Annotated in this window: 12 protein-coding genes; 5 read left to right on the top strand and 7 right to left on the bottom strand. The window is 42.9% G+C overall.

Annotated features, from left to right (window positions below; all coding sequences use genetic code 11):
- Nucleotide 1: 1 nt before the first annotated feature.
- A complete protein-coding gene (locus ACTJJQ_RS13195; protein ID WP_440600269.1) occupies nt 2–886 on the top strand; it encodes an ROK family protein in 885 nt (294 codons plus the stop codon).
- On the top strand, nt 883–2,802 hold the full coding sequence (locus ACTJJQ_RS13190; RefSeq protein WP_440600268.1) for a BglG family transcription antiterminator: 1,920 nt from the start codon (nt 883–885) through the stop codon (nt 2,800–2,802). The genes ACTJJQ_RS13195 and ACTJJQ_RS13190 overlap by 4 nt, the downstream gene beginning before the upstream one ends.
- Nucleotides 2,803–2,863: 61 nt before the next feature.
- Here the strand turns inward: ACTJJQ_RS13190 and arr are convergent, their stop codons facing one another.
- The gene (arr, locus tag ACTJJQ_RS13185; RefSeq protein ID WP_041508172.1) at nt 2,864–3,280 is read right to left on the bottom strand and encodes an NAD(+)--rifampin ADP-ribosyltransferase; all 417 of its coding nucleotides are present in this window, start codon (nt 3,278–3,280) and stop codon (nt 2,864–2,866) included.
- Nucleotides 3,281–3,574: 294 nt separating this feature from the next.
- Here arr and ACTJJQ_RS13180 point away from each other — a divergent pair, with 294 nt between their 5' ends.
- Complete coding sequence (locus tag ACTJJQ_RS13180; protein ID WP_035390595.1) at nt 3,575–3,892, top strand: hypothetical protein; 318 nt, start codon at nt 3,575–3,577, stop codon at nt 3,890–3,892.
- Between the two features lie 21 nt (nt 3,893–3,913).
- Here the strand turns inward: ACTJJQ_RS13180 and ACTJJQ_RS13175 are convergent, their stop codons facing one another.
- From ACTJJQ_RS13175 to licT, 3 genes are all read right to left on the bottom strand, one after another.
- On the bottom strand, nt 3,914–5,335 hold the full coding sequence (locus ACTJJQ_RS13175; protein WP_008343856.1) for a glycoside hydrolase family 1 protein: 1,422 nt from the start codon (nt 5,333–5,335) through the stop codon (nt 3,914–3,916).
- 19 nt (nt 5,336–5,354) lie between these two features.
- The gene (locus ACTJJQ_RS13170) at nt 5,355–7,214 is read right to left on the bottom strand and encodes a beta-glucoside-specific PTS transporter subunit IIABC (RefSeq protein WP_440600267.1); all 1,860 of its coding nucleotides are present in this window, start codon (nt 7,212–7,214) and stop codon (nt 5,355–5,357) included.
- A 236-nt stretch (nt 7,215–7,450) separates the two neighbouring features.
- On the bottom strand, nt 7,451–8,287 hold the full coding sequence (gene licT / locus ACTJJQ_RS13165; RefSeq protein WP_008343858.1) for a BglG family transcription antiterminator LicT: 837 nt from the start codon (nt 8,285–8,287) through the stop codon (nt 7,451–7,453).
- Nucleotides 8,288–8,478: 191 nt separating this feature from the next.
- Here licT and ACTJJQ_RS13160 point away from each other — a divergent pair, with 191 nt between their 5' ends.
- The gene (locus ACTJJQ_RS13160; RefSeq protein ID WP_035390601.1) at nt 8,479–8,679 is read left to right on the top strand and encodes a hypothetical protein; all 201 of its coding nucleotides are present in this window, start codon (nt 8,479–8,481) and stop codon (nt 8,677–8,679) included.
- Between the two features lie 34 nt (nt 8,680–8,713).
- Here ACTJJQ_RS13160 and ACTJJQ_RS13155 read toward each other — a convergent pair whose 3' ends face one another.
- Together ACTJJQ_RS13155 and trhO are read right to left on the bottom strand one after the other, a co-directional pair.
- Nucleotides 8,714–10,333 carry an APC family permease gene (locus ACTJJQ_RS13155; RefSeq protein ID WP_024719047.1) on the bottom strand — a complete coding sequence of 540 codons (1,620 nt, stop codon included), beginning with the start codon at nt 10,331–10,333 and terminating at the stop codon, nt 8,714–8,716.
- Between the two features lie 343 nt (nt 10,334–10,676).
- Nucleotides 10,677–11,645 carry an oxygen-dependent tRNA uridine(34) hydroxylase TrhO gene (gene trhO / locus ACTJJQ_RS13150; protein WP_007498459.1) on the bottom strand — a complete coding sequence of 323 codons (969 nt, stop codon included), beginning with the start codon at nt 11,643–11,645 and terminating at the stop codon, nt 10,677–10,679.
- Between the two features lie 199 nt (nt 11,646–11,844).
- Here trhO and ACTJJQ_RS13145 point away from each other — a divergent pair, with 199 nt between their 5' ends.
- The gene (locus ACTJJQ_RS13145; protein ID WP_440600266.1) at nt 11,845–12,927 is read left to right on the top strand and encodes an iron-containing alcohol dehydrogenase family protein; all 1,083 of its coding nucleotides are present in this window, start codon (nt 11,845–11,847) and stop codon (nt 12,925–12,927) included.
- A 50-nt stretch (nt 12,928–12,977) separates the two neighbouring features.
- Here ACTJJQ_RS13145 and ACTJJQ_RS13140 read toward each other — a convergent pair whose 3' ends face one another.
- Entirely contained in the window at nt 12,978–13,805 is an 828-nt protein-coding gene (locus ACTJJQ_RS13140; protein WP_440600265.1) for an aldo/keto reductase, read from the bottom strand.
- Between the last annotated feature and the right edge of the window lie 79 nt (nt 13,806–13,884).

Genomic DNA, 13,884 nt, shown 5'->3' with positions numbered 1-13,884 from the left:
CATGCGAATTGGAGGCATCGAAGCAGGCGGTACAAAATTTGTCTGCGGCTACGGAACAACAGACGGAACGATTGAACATATGACTTCCTTTGCAACAGGGAACCCAGAAGAAACATGCCGGCAAGTGATCGAATACTTTACAGAGCATCCAGTTGATGCGATTGGCATAGGCGCATTCGGACCTGTCGATGTAAAAGAACACAGCCCCAGCTATGGAACGATTCTCGAAACACCCAAAACAGCTTGGCGCCAATTTCCATTACTCTCAACCTTAAAACAAGCACTCGGTCTCCCTATGAAGCTTGATACGGATGTGAACTGTGCGGCGCTCGGTGAAGCTCGTTTTTCAACAGAAACAGACAGACCAAATTCCTTGATCTATATCACGGTTGGGACGGGAATCGGCGGCGGTGCCTATATTGAAAACCGCCTCATTCACGGACTGCTTCATCCAGAAATGGGACATATCACCGTTCAGCGCCACCCTCATGACACCTATGGGGGCTGCTGTCCGATCCACCATGATTGTTTAGAGGGACTAGCATCGGGACCTGCCATAGAAGGCCGCTATCATACATTGGCACAAATGCTGCCAGAGGAGCACCCTGCCTGGTCACTTCAAGCTTATTATCTTGGGCAAATGACCGCAAATTTATTACTCACCCTTTCACCAGAACGCATTATTTTGGGTGGAGGTGTCATGAAACAGCCGGCCTTGCTGCCGCTCATCCTTGAAGAAACAGACAAGCGGCTTCATGATTATTTACAATTACCAAAGCCATTAAATGAAATCGTCACAAAGCCATCCTTTGACGGATTATCTGGTTTAATGGGAGCCCTCGCCCTTGGAGCTGATGCCTTAAAGGAACAAGGAGCGGCGCAATGATGATGACGGCAGATACTCGAACCTACCAGCTCATTCAGCGGCTATTTGAAACGAAAGGGTTCGTGAAGCTGGAGGAGCTCACTGCCTCTTTTCGCTTATCTGACCGTTCCATCCGCAATCTAATCAAAGAAGCAAACGAGCTGTTAACACAAGCTGGAGCCATGATCAAGACCATCCGCGGGAAAGGGTATACGCTCTTAACAAGTGACCAAGACGCTTTCCTGCTTTGGCTCCATCAGCAAAAGCTTCCTGCCCGCTCTCTCGTACCCGTCATGCCAGAAGAGCGCATACGATTTATGATGAGAAAACTATTGCTTCAATCAGACTACTTAAAAATTGATCAATTAGCAGAAGAATTGTTCATCAGCCGTATGACAGTCAGCAGTGATTTAAAAAAAGGACGGGAGCTGTTAGCCCGTTACGGTATGACCCTTGTCTCAAAGCCTGGATTTGGCTTAAAAGTAGACGGAGACGAATTGCAAAAAAGGACGTGCTACGCAGACTTACTGCTTGAAGAAGAACCCGCCCTATCTCATATAACTGAGCGGGAACAGCTTCATTTCCCTGACATTTCACTTGAAACCATTCGATCTATTGTGCTGACAAATCTATATCAAGAATCACTGCTCATTAAAGATATTGCCCTAAAGAATTTAGTGATTCACTTAGCGATTGCCATTCAACAAACGCAAAAAAAACAGCGAATACCCGCCAGTACCACTCATACACAAAGACCGCAAGTGTTAACAAGAATCGCTCAAAAGATCACTCATCAAATAAGCGACACGTTTCATGTCACCTTATCAGAGGATGAAACAGATTACTTGGTGATGCATCTCTTAGCGAATCAAACGTGGAAAGAAATCGATGAGCACCAAACAACAGAAGAAGTACGTCAGGCGGTGACACGATTTCTCCACCATATTGAAAAAACAAGCAGTCATCGTTTTGTAGATGACGATATCCTGCGTCAAGATTTGATGCTGCATATGAAGCCATTATTAAATCGAATTCAATACGGCGTGTCTTTACAAAATCCGCTTTTGCATGAGATCAAAACATCTTACCCTTATCCGTTTGATTTGGCCGTCAGCGGACTCAATGCCTTACAGCTGGTGCGGACGCCAAATGAAGATGAGGCGGCATATGTTGCCTTACATATTGCTGCTTCATTTGAAAGAAGTCATCTTGACACCTCACAAAAAAAGAGGGCCATTATTGTATGCGGATCTGGACTAGGAACGGCACGGCTACTTGAAATTAAATTGAAGGCGGCCTTTCAACATGAGCTTGAGATTGTTGAGCTTTATTCTTATCAGGATTACGCTTTTAGCACGACTTTGCCATGTGATGTGATTATTACAACCGTACCTCTCGCACCAAAGGGGAAACCAATCATTCAAGTGAATGCTTTTTTTGAACATCATGATGTCCAGCGTGTGAGTGAGGTCATTCACCTGTTAAACGGACACGGTGCCCCTTCGCAGGAGTTGATGGCTTTTTTCCAAGAACGATTGACCTTGTTGGATGTGGACCTTTCAAGCAAGGAAGAGGTATTAGATACGCTTTGCAGCCGGCTGGAGGCGTATCAGCTTGTTTCATCTTCTTTTCGTTCCTCCGTGCTGGAGCGGGAGCAAATGTCATCGACCTATCTTGGCAAGGGGATTGCAATGCCTCACCCGCTCATCACAAATGAAGGCACCTCCTGCGTGGCAATTGCACGATTGAAACAGCCAATTGATTGGCAGGGCGATCAAGTATCTCTGATTTTCTTGTTAGCCATTCAGAAAGATGACGCTGCCTGCATGAATCAATTTTTTGAACAAGCTGTCGATTTATTAGACAGTCCTGACCGCCTTCACTCCTTGACACATGCAAGGACATTTGATGAGCTAATGCATGTCCTGTTTCAATAGCACAAAAGGCCGCCCAAGTGAAATCGGGCGGCCTTTTATTCATCTATTCCTCACATACGAATCAATCGTATATGACATTTTTTCCTTCTTCCCTTAACTTTTTCAACGACGTCAGCATATGGTTGATTTCTTCATCGGAATGTCTTTCCCAAGCACCTAATTCTGCGACAATTTTCAAAGGGGATTTCGATCGATAAGAACGGGTCGGGTTACCGGGAAATTTTTTGTCAGTCAAATTCGGATCGTCTTCAAACTCGCCTGTCGGTTCTACAACATAAATTCTCTCTTTTGCATCAGACCGGGCTAATTCAGCTCCCCATTTGGCTGCATTTAATGTTCCGGTGAAATAGATGTGGTTCGATTGTTTATCCTGATAATTGGATAAATGCAACGGTTCAAGCAGGTCCCCAATCTTCAATTCCGCTTTCGTCCCATGAAAAAACGGCCCAGGATCTAAAACATCTTTCTTGTCATTCATACAGCCACATCCCTTATCGTTTTTGACTTGCGTATAACAGTATACGGGCTGATGCGGGCGGAAAACAGTCTATAAATGAGATTAAATTCGGGGTATAATGATAGTAGAGAGTAAGATGTGATCGGTAAACTCCAGCAAGTTGAAAAAACAGCAAGCATACATACAAAGCAGTCTTCTTGAAAGAGATAAAAAGCTGTTAGACGCCATAAAAGCCAAAGAGACGTTTGACGTTTTATGTGGTTGGCGTGTTGGCACATAATCAATTAAATTCTTCAGGAAGGGTGTAATGAGATAATGAAAGATAGAGATAAGATTTGCCATATATATGCACAAAAAAGTTGGCATATGGATTCTTATATTATTGGTAATCGTGAGGGTTTAATTGAATTAAAGAGTGCTATTGACCAAGCATTGAAAAGTAATGTTGGTCAAGCTGAATTGTTTCCATCAGATTTAGAGGATTATACAACTTACGTTGCTTTAGTTGATGATAAGGAAGAATTGGATTCACTTATTATGCCTTACACTGATGAGGATAATGATGATGAAAACTTGATACATCCAGTTGATATAGTTACAAGTCATGAAGAGAAAAAAACCCCTAAAAATTAGGGGTTTTTTAGTGTGAAATTGTTACTTCCCGATGTTCTCTCCATTTTGCTCGATCAATGTTTCATACCAATAAGAGCTCTTTTTCCGAATTCTCTTCAGGTCTTTCAGATCAAATTCGTCACGATTGACGTAGATAAAACCGTAGCGTTTTGAGCAGCCTTGGTGTGTACTGATTAAGTCGATGGCTGACCACGGGCAGTACCCGAATACCTCAACACCGTCAGTGATCGCCCATTTGATTTGTTCAATATGTTTTTCTAAATAATCAATTCGATAATCATCCTGAATCGATCCATCCGCTTCTAACTTATCAAAAGCGCCTAGTCCGTTTTCCGTAATAATAAGAGGCAGCTGATAGCGGTCGTAAATCTCACGCATCGTTGATCGGAAACCGGTAGGGTCAATCTCCCAGCCAAATGCATTTTTACTTAAGAACGGGTTGTTGCCGCCTTTGTAGACGCCATCTTCACCAGATTTTAAATGCTGATCTCCGCCGCGGGCAAATTCATCATTGCCATCTCCTTTACTCGCTTCAACCGTTTGAGATGTGTAGTAGTTAAAGGCAATGAAGTCTGGTTTTGCACTTTTCAAAATATCCATATCTCCCTCTTCAATCACAGGAAGAATGTCTTTTTCCTTCATGTATGCCCATGCAAGGTTGTTATAACGACCGAATACCGCCATATCAAGATATAGCCAGTTGCGGATCGCATTGTAATTAGCCGCAGCAATGACATCCTCAGGTTTTGGAGATGCCGGGTAAATAAGGGCGATGTTTGGCGCTGGTCCGATTTTCGCCTCAGGCAGCAAACGATGACAAAGCGTCATGGCTTTCGCCTGTGCCACAAGCATATGGTGGTTCTGCTGATATAGTTCTTTTTTCGGATTTTCTAAATTTGGATCCAGTGTACCTAGAGCTGATCCATGTAAAATCATCATGTTTTGTTCATTAATCGTCAGCCAATATTTTACCTTCTCGCCATACTCCTGGAACAAAACCTCCGCATAACGTTCAAACGCATCGACTGTCGAACGATTTGACCAGCCGCCTTTCACTTGAAGCGCATGAGGTAAATCAAAGTGATACATCGTCACAATTGGTTCAATGTCATAGCGGCGCAATTCATCAATGAGAGAATGGTAGAAGTCAATTCCCTTTTGATTGATCTCCCCATCTCCATCTGGAATGATACGTGTCCATGCAATAGAGAAACGATAAGCCTTCAAGCCCATTTCTGCAAACATCTTCACGTCCTCTTTATATCGATGATAGTGATCGCTGGCTACCTTAAAATCAGTTGTTCCTTCAGGATAGCTTTCTCTCATATCAATGACTGAAGGTCCCTTGCCATCCTCGTTCCACGCACCTTCTACTTGATAGGCGGAAGTCGATCCGCCCCAGAAAAAGTCTTTTGGAAATGGTGCTAGTGTTGAATATCTCATGATTATGTCCTCCCTTTTCTTAAACTAAGTGTAAAAATGATTGTCCTGGTGTCACTTGTTTTTCTTCTGTCTCAATGATATCGCTAAATTCACCGGAATTGGTAATAATCACAGGTGTTGTGACAGACAGTCCTGCTGCTTGAATGGCCTCAATATCAAACTCCGCAAGTAGTTCACCTTCTGTAATGGCTTGGCCCTGCTCAACCTTCGGCGTAAAATGACGGCCTCCAAGTTGTACAGTATCCAGTCCAATATGAATGAGTACTTCTGCTCCGCTTTCAGAGGTGAGACCGTATGCATGTCCTGTCGGAAATACCGTTGTCACGACTCCAGTTACTGGTGCAAACAGCTTGCCTTCTGATGGAATAATGGCTGCGCCCTTACCTAAAGCGCCAGATGAGAAGGCCTTATCCTGCACCTCTTCTAGCTTGATGACTTTGCCAAATAAAGGACTTTTCACATGAGCTGCTTTGACACCATGTTCATTTTCAGATGCTGGTGCAGAACTAGCTGCAGGAGCATCTTCTTCATCCACAGGATCTTTGAATCCAATCAAATAGGTTAAGACGATTGAAAGGACAAATGAAACGGAAATTCCGATTAAGAATCCTGTAAATCCTTGACCATAGAAGATCGGAAGTGTCAGTAAACTCGGAAGACCTGACGCGATCGCAATACTTTGTGAATAACCGATAATGGCACCACCGACACCGGCAGAGATAACCGCTGCAATAAATGGTTTTTTCAAACGAAGTGTGACGCCGTATACAGCAGGTTCTGTAATTCCAAATACAGCAGAAACCGCTGTCGATCCAGCTAATGATTTCAGCTTTTTGTTCTTTGTTTTCAGCATAACACCGATGGAAGCACCGGCTTGTGAAAATACAGCTGGCGCAGTGGCCGGCTTAATATGATCTTTTCCATGAACCGCAATATTATTTAAAATGACTGGCACAAGCCCCCAATGGATACCGAAGATGACAAGAACCTGCCATGCCATCGCAATTAAAGCACCGGCAAGTGTAGGGCTAAAGGAGAATACTTTCAGCAGGACGGCTGCAATTCCGTTCCCTGCATACACACCAAATGGTCCAAATACGATCAGTGTCAGTGGAACGACCGTGACCAGTAAAATCAGTGGTGTAATAAAGTTTTTCACACTTTCATGAATGACTTTGTTAAAGAAACGTTCGATATATCCCATCACAAACACTGCCAAAATAATCGGGATAACCGTTGATGTATAAGACATTAAGACAACCGGAATGCCGAAGAACGACACATCTCCGCCGCCTTTTGTGAGCTCTTGAATAGTCGGGTAGATCAGTGCACCTGCAATCGTCACAGCGACAAATGGATTCGCTTTAAACTTCCTAGCAGAAGTGAATGCGAGCAGCAGCGGCAGGAAGTAGAACAAGCTGTCTGATGCGGCAAATAAAATTTGATACGACGTATCTTCAGGAGATAACCATTTTGCATTGATACAGATGCCTAGAAGTCCTTTTAAAATACCGGCACCCGCCATGACACCTAGAAGCGGTGTGAAAATTCCAGAAACAATGTCGACGAATTTTCCAAAAAGACTTGTACTTTCTTCACTTGATCTAGCAGATGAAGAAGTGGAATCCTCTAATAGATTCGTAAACTCTCCAATCTCTCGATATACCTCTGGTACGGTGTTGCCAATGACCACCTGAAACTGGCCGCCGCTTTCCATGACAGTCACCACACCATTTAATTTTTCAATGGCCGCTTTATCTGCTTTTGATCTGTCATTTAATGTGAAGCGAAGTCTTGTGGCACAGTGAACCAATGAATGAACATTTTTCTCTGTCCCGATATGTTTGATAATGTCTTCTGCTAATTGACGATGACTCATACAAAAACCCCCTTTTTTTCAAAAAAATACGTTTTTAGGCAAAATAAAAACCTAAACGGGCACCAAAAATAGTCGCAACTTGCTATTGCGCTTTTTCAGTGAACGTTTAGGTTTTGCCTGCCGAACAGTCACAATCCTCTAAGACGATCATTGTGAAACCGTATTCTTTTATGTTTATGAGCAAATAGTACCACTCACTTTTTATGATGTCAACGCTTTCTTTTAAAATTCTATCTTTATTTTTCTCGTTTGATGAGTCGATTCAAATGAATCGATAGATAGAGCATCTCCTCTGATGTTAGATCGCGATGATATGTTTGATACACATATTCCGCGATTTTCTTTGCGCATTCGTACGCCTTCGGATATTTCACTTTAATCAGCTGATATAAATCTTGATCTTCACTGACGAGTAACGTTTCGTTGATGAGACGCTGTACGAAAAAGCGTAAATGTGTGAGAAAACGATAAAAGTTGAGCGAGTCTTCATCAAATTCCATGTTCAAGTGATATTTCACAATGGTCAGTATGGCATTCACTTCTTTTGTGATATTGACCGTTGTATTCATGTCTTCATTGAGCTCTGCATTAATGATATGCATGGCAATAAAGCCCGCTTCATCTTCAGGCAGTTCAATATGAAGACGATCTTCAATCATCTCAAGGCATTCCTTCGCCACGAGAAACTCATCTTTGTATAAACGTTTAATCTCCCAAATCAGCGAATTCTCAATCAAGTGGTTTTTCTTTAATCGTTCAATGGCGTAATGAATATGGTCTGCCAGCGATACATGCAGACTTTCGTTTAATCTTCGGTTCAGCTTTGTATGTGCGTATTGGATCATTTCCTCGGTCACCTTGACGACATCATATGGAACCTCTTGAAGCAGCATTTTCATCCGCTCATGTACGGAATGATCTTCTAGGCGGAACACTTTATCAATTAACGCCTCGTCCACCGGGTCGCCGGGACGTCTTTGAAAAGCGATGCCTCTGCCCATGACGACGATTTCTTTTCCTTGTTCATCTATCACACTAATGACATTATTGTTTAGAACCTTTTGAATCTGCATCTCCAAACACCTCCGTCTATAACCAGCCATCTACACTCAAAATATGCTCTCATCTTAACACAACTGTCAAATCACTTGGCGTTTTTATCTGACTTTTGAAATAGATTTAACGATATTTTCACTTCTTTCTTGCTGGTCTGATCCTCCCTCGGCCTGCATACAATACCAATACCCCGAGGAGGTGACCTTCGATGAAGGCTTTTTTCTGGTCAGCATCTTTTTTATTCATGTTCATTCTGACTCTCTTTATTCTAGGTATTGTTTTTTGGCTTAGTGGACAAGGCTTAGATCAGCTATGGAGATATGCGCTTATCTGTCTTGTAACAGCCACCGTTCTACACGGCGTTACCACTTGGCTAAAGCAGCATGTCATGCATCATCTATCCAAATAAAAAGGCTGCCCGCAGTATTCAGGCAGCCCTTCCGTTATTCCTTAGATGAGGCGGCTTCTTTCTGAGAAGCACGCAGTTCATCATTAATTTTTTTCGCATCTTCTAAAAACTCTGTTTCAAATCCACTTTTGAGTGCCCACATATAAAATAACAACGCCACAACTGCAATGAGCGCCATATCCCAGCCATAATGAATGACGTTATACCCGCCAAATTTATCACTGCCGAGACAAGAAATCGTCATCATCACAAGCAAATACACAACCATCCAAGCACCTGCTTTAAAGTGACGGCCAAAGCCCTTCCACTTCGCTTTTGCTTGATAGTAAAAATAGATTGGCAGACCGATAAGAATAATGAACAGCACCTGACCCGTCAGCGGCCATCTCGCCCAGTACAGTGTCAATGATGCAAAGACAAAACCAAGCGGAGCAATGATACTGAGTCCTTTAATTCGCAGTGGACGATATAAATCTGTGCCCGTCTTTCTCAGCGTCATTACTGTCACAGGTCCTGTCAAATAGGAAATCAAGGTCGCCACAGAGATAATTTCAGCGAGAACCCCCCATCCTCTAAACAAAAACAGAAAGATAAACGATACGCCTAAGTTAAAAAACATCGCTGGACGAGGCACACCATAAATTGGGTGCAGACGACCAAGTACACTCGGCATGTACTTGTTTTTTTCCATCCCATAAATCATACGAGACGTCGTCGCCGTATACGTAATCCCTGTTCCAGAAGGAGAAACGAACGCATCTGCATATAAAATAAGGACAAGCCAGTTGATTCCTAGCGCAATGGCAAGGTCAGCAAATGGCGAGTTGAAATTCAAATGCCCCCAGCCATTCACAATCATTGATGGATCGACAGCCCCAATAAAAGCGATTTGCAGCAGCACATAAATGACCGTTGCAATCAAAATCGATCCAACAATGGCGATTGGAATCGAACGCCCTGGATTTTTCGCTTCTCCTGCCATATTAATCGGGCTTTGGAAGCCATTAAAAGCAAACACAATCCCTGATGTTGCGACAGCTGTCAGCACACTCGCCCAGCCGTTCGGCGCAATACTTGTTCCAGAAGTAAAATTCTCACTATGAAAACCTACGAATAAGAGCGCACCAATTGTTAATCCTGGAATGACGATTTTAAAAACCGTAATGAATGTATTCGCCTTTGAAAACAACCCAACTGTCCAATAATTGAGCAGAAAATAAATCACCAGCAGCACACTTGCCACCATGAGCCCCTCAGTCGTCAAAACCCCTTTTGTGACCAAATGGCTTGTCCACTTTGCCCACTCCCAAGGCCATGAGCTCATGTATTGAACGGAGGCCACTGCCTCAACAGGAATCACTGAGACAATCGCAATCCAGTTTGCCCAAGCGGCGATAAATCCAATAAAAGAGCCGTGTGAATATTGCGTATATTTGACCATTCCGCCTGCCTCTGGAAACATCGACCCAAGTTCACTATAAGACAATGCGATAAATAAAATAACAACCATCCCGATCAACCATGACAAAATAGCAGCAGGGCCGGCGATTTGAGCAGCCCGCCACGCACCAAAGAGCCATCCTGAACCAATGATTGAGCCAAGACCTACCATCATTAAAGCGAAAGTTCCCATCCTACGATGCAAATGATTCATGTTCATAACACCTTTCGATTAAAATACAGAGCATGTGTCGAGCAAGCGCCTTTCTTTTATAGCAGCTCACCATTCATTCCATTGGCAAATACTTTCTGATCTGAACTTTTATCTTTGTTCATTTTTTTGCCTGTTATATTATCTCTCAATTCTCCATTTTCTGAAATAGTCGAACATGCTTATTTCAAAGGAAAGCGCTTTTTCAACAGTTCAATCTATTAGACTGATTAACTACCTTTACCCTTATTTTGAAAAAAACAAAACAAAAAAGAAAGAGGAAATGACTTCCTCTTCCCTCTGAACACGTATCATTCAAAGAAAAAAGGATAAAAGGGAGACCCTCTTATCCTTGTGAGATTGCTTGTTCTTTTTCAATGACAGCTAGTCTTTCTTGAACTTCTTCTTCAGATAAGTTGTGCTGTTTCACATAAAGGTTACGTTCGCTTGTGCGGCATTCATGGCTGCAGCTGCGCATATATTTATGCTCGCTTTCTTCTGTTGCAATCATTTTGCGGTTACATGCAGGGTTCGCACAGTTCACATAACGCTCGCAAGGTTCGCCAGTGAAGAAATCTTTTCCTACTACGACGTGCTCTGTTTGATTGACTGGAACCGTTAGGCGGTTATCAAACACATAACATTGACCGTCCCATAGCTTTCCTTGAACTTCTGGGTCTTTTCCGTACGTGACAATTCCACCGTCAAGCTGGGATACATCTTCAAAGCCTTCACGCTTTAACCATCCTGAGAATTTCTCACAGCGTACACCGCCTGTGCAATACGTCAGAATTTTTTTCCCTTCAAGAATCTCTTTGTTGTCACGGATCCACTCAGGTAATTCACGGAATGTCTCAATGTCAGGGCGCACAGCACCTCTGAAGTGACCGACATCAAACTCATAATCATTACGTGCATCAATCACGACCGTATCAGGTGATTGCATTTGCTCGTAAAATTCAACTGGGCTGAGATGTTTCCCCGTTAATTCTAGCGGATTCACATCATCTTCAAGACTTAAATTCACCAATTCATTTCGGTGGCGGACGTGCATTTTCTTAAACGCATGACCATCTGCTTCGTCAATTTTAATTGGCATGGACGCAAAGCGTGGATCTTCTTTCAATGCTTGCATGTACTTGTCCGTCTGCTCAATGGTACCAGAAACGGTTCCGTTTATGCCTTCAGATGAAACAAGAATACGACCTAACAAACCAAGTTCCTTACAGAATGCTAGATGCTCTGCTGTAAACGTTTCTGGATCCTCAATGGGGACATATTGATAGTAAAGTAATACACGATATTGTTTTTCCATATATATAAACACCTCTTAAATTTAATCAAAACATACCATTTTATATCATACAGGAAATACATACCTTAAGGCAATGTCAGTAGTTCAATTCCATAAAACGGAAGGGTCTATGGTCTCATATTGTCCAATTATTTGACAGAACTTTCTGTAAAATGAGATGATTTAAGAACTATATGATTTCGTAAAGGAGCATAAGTCAATGATCCAACCAGAAGAGATCGTCAGAAGCGGTCCTAACCAGTTTATTTCTCAAAAGGGGATTTATCATGAAATCGAGTCACTTGTTACTCCCTTTCAGTCACCAGCTATAGTGACAGGATATGACTCATATCAAGCCTTTTCACAGTACACAAAGTTTCCATCCGAGTGGCCTGTTGTTCAGCATAAAGGTTACAGTTCACCAAATGCGATCACACGAATTGCGGAAGAACTCAAGAGTTCAGACGTGATCATAGGGATCGGTGGCGGCACGATTTTAGATACAGCGAAGTCTGTTGCCGACGCTCTCCAAATTGAAGTGATCATGGTGCCGACGATTCCCGGGACATGTGCGGCTTCTACACCGCTCAGCGTCATTTATGATGACAAGGGAAATTTTATGAGGGTCGACTATCATAAGCGGTCCAGCTATCTCACGTTAATTGATCATACTTTTTTGATTTCATCTCCTCTTTCCTACCTCCAAAGCGGAATTGGGGATACACTGGCAAAATGGTATGAAGCGGAAGCCATTATTCGTAACACAAAAAGCACCTTGCCGCTCATGGTACATGCTGCATTAAAGCAGGCAGTGTACGTTCGTGACATTCTTCTGACTCATAGTGAAGAAGCCGTTAGCAGTTTAAAAACAGGCCAGCTTTCTCAAGCCTTTGCAGATGTAACAGATACGATCATTACGTTAGCCGGAACAGTCGGCGGTTATGGAGGACGTTATGGCAGAATGGCAGGAGCCCATGCCGTTCATAATGGATTAACATTTATTGATGAAACACATCATGTGTTACATGGACAAAAAGTGGCCTATGGCATTCTCGTCCAGCTTGCCGCAGAAAACCGTATGACGGAAGTAGAAGAATTACTTGAGCTCTATCAAACACTCGGATTACCTAGAACGATGCGTGATCTTGGCATCACAGCTCAGCTAGAAGAAGCAGCACATACAGTGGCAAACCATGCTGCACGTAAAGATGAAACCTTTTGTTTGATTGGAGACTATACGAAAGAGCAAATTGTCGACGCCATACAAATCATTGAAACCTATCAGCCTCAAAAGACGGTCTGAACATAGGGGCAAATAAAAAGCACAGGCATCCCGCCTGTGCTTTCTTTCTATTAAAAATCGAAGTTATCTGGGTCTGGACCCGTGCGCTCATCTTCATTGAGCTGATCAATGACACTCATTTCATGGGCGGACAACTCGAAATCAAATACGTTTGTGTTTTCGATGATTCGGCTCTTCGTCACAGATTTCGGAATGGTGATAATGCCATGCTGCAAGTCCCAGCGAAGAATGACTTGCGCCACTGACTTCTCATGTTTTTTCGCAATATCTTGAAGCACCGGATGGTTAAGAAGTTTCCCGCTACCTAATGGCGACCATGCTTCTACATGAATGCCTTTTGCCTTGCAGTAGTCACGTAAAGGCTCCTGCGTCAGCTTCGGATGCAGCTCAATTTGATTGACCATTGGTACCACTTCTGCCTCTTCTAATAAATCTTCTAAATGGTGCTGATGGAAGTTACAAACGCCAATGGCTTTCACACGGCCATCCTTATACAGCTTTTCTAGCGCCTTCCACGTTTCTTTATATTTGCCTTCAACCGGCCAATGGATTAAATAAAGATCCAATACTTCCAGACCTAGTTTGTTCATACTCGTTTCAAAGGCTTCAAGCGTTGACTCATATCCTTGATCACTATTCCACACTTTTGTCGTAATGAACAGATCATCGCGAGAGATGCCTGATTGCTGAATGGCTTTGCCTACACCTTCTTCATTTTGATAGGCCGCTGCTGTATCTATACTGCGATAGCCCGCTTCAAGTGCGTCTTTGACTGCATTTACAGCCTCATCCCCATCTTTTACTTGCCATACACCAAAGCCAAGCTTCGGCATTTTCACTCCGTTTGCTAATGTGACTGTATCTGTTAATCCACTCATCAAACAAACCTCCGCTTCATTTTTGTTTACCATGCACTATACCCGAATGTGCGAAAGATCATGCATGAAGATAAACCAT

Origin of the sequence: Bacillus sp. 22483 (assembly GCF_052044605.1) — a bacterium.
GTDB lineage: Bacteria > Bacillota > Bacilli > Bacillales > Bacillaceae > Bacillus > Bacillus altitudinis.
Note: the sequence above shows the minus strand (reverse complement) of the source record. Positions and strands in the feature narration are given on the sequence as shown.

What these genes read in the sequence shown, in the direction of transcription:
- ACTJJQ_RS13195 (WP_440600269.1), top strand. Translation starts at nt 2, where the DNA reads ATGCGAATTGGAGGCATCGAAGCAGGCGGTACAAAATTTGTCTGCGGC.
- ACTJJQ_RS13190 (WP_440600268.1), top strand. Translation starts at nt 883, where the DNA reads ATGATGATGACGGCAGATACTCGAACCTACCAGCTCATTCAGCGGCTA.
- arr (WP_041508172.1), bottom strand. Translation starts at nt 3,280, where the DNA reads ATGAATGACAAGAAAGATGTTTTAGATCCTGGGCCGTTTTTTCATGGG.
- ACTJJQ_RS13180 (WP_035390595.1), top strand. Translation starts at nt 3,575, where the DNA reads ATGAAAGATAGAGATAAGATTTGCCATATATATGCACAAAAAAGTTGG.
- ACTJJQ_RS13175 (WP_008343856.1), bottom strand. Translation starts at nt 5,335, where the DNA reads ATGAGATATTCAACACTAGCACCATTTCCAAAAGACTTTTTCTGGGGC.
- ACTJJQ_RS13170 (WP_440600267.1), bottom strand. Translation starts at nt 7,214, where the DNA reads ATGAGTCATCGTCAATTAGCAGAAGACATTATCAAACATATCGGGACA.
- licT (WP_008343858.1), bottom strand. Translation starts at nt 8,287, where the DNA reads ATGCAGATTCAAAAGGTTCTAAACAATAATGTCATTAGTGTGATAGAT.
- ACTJJQ_RS13160 (WP_035390601.1), top strand. Translation starts at nt 8,479, where the DNA reads ATGAAGGCTTTTTTCTGGTCAGCATCTTTTTTATTCATGTTCATTCTG.
- ACTJJQ_RS13155 (WP_024719047.1), bottom strand. Translation starts at nt 10,333, where the DNA reads ATGAATCATTTGCATCGTAGGATGGGAACTTTCGCTTTAATGATGGTA.
- trhO (WP_007498459.1), bottom strand. Translation starts at nt 11,645, where the DNA reads ATGGAAAAACAATATCGTGTATTACTTTACTATCAATATGTCCCCATT.
- ACTJJQ_RS13145 (WP_440600266.1), top strand. Translation starts at nt 11,845, where the DNA reads ATGATCCAACCAGAAGAGATCGTCAGAAGCGGTCCTAACCAGTTTATT.
- ACTJJQ_RS13140 (WP_440600265.1), bottom strand. Translation starts at nt 13,805, where the DNA reads ATGAGTGGATTAACAGATACAGTCACATTAGCAAACGGAGTGAAAATG.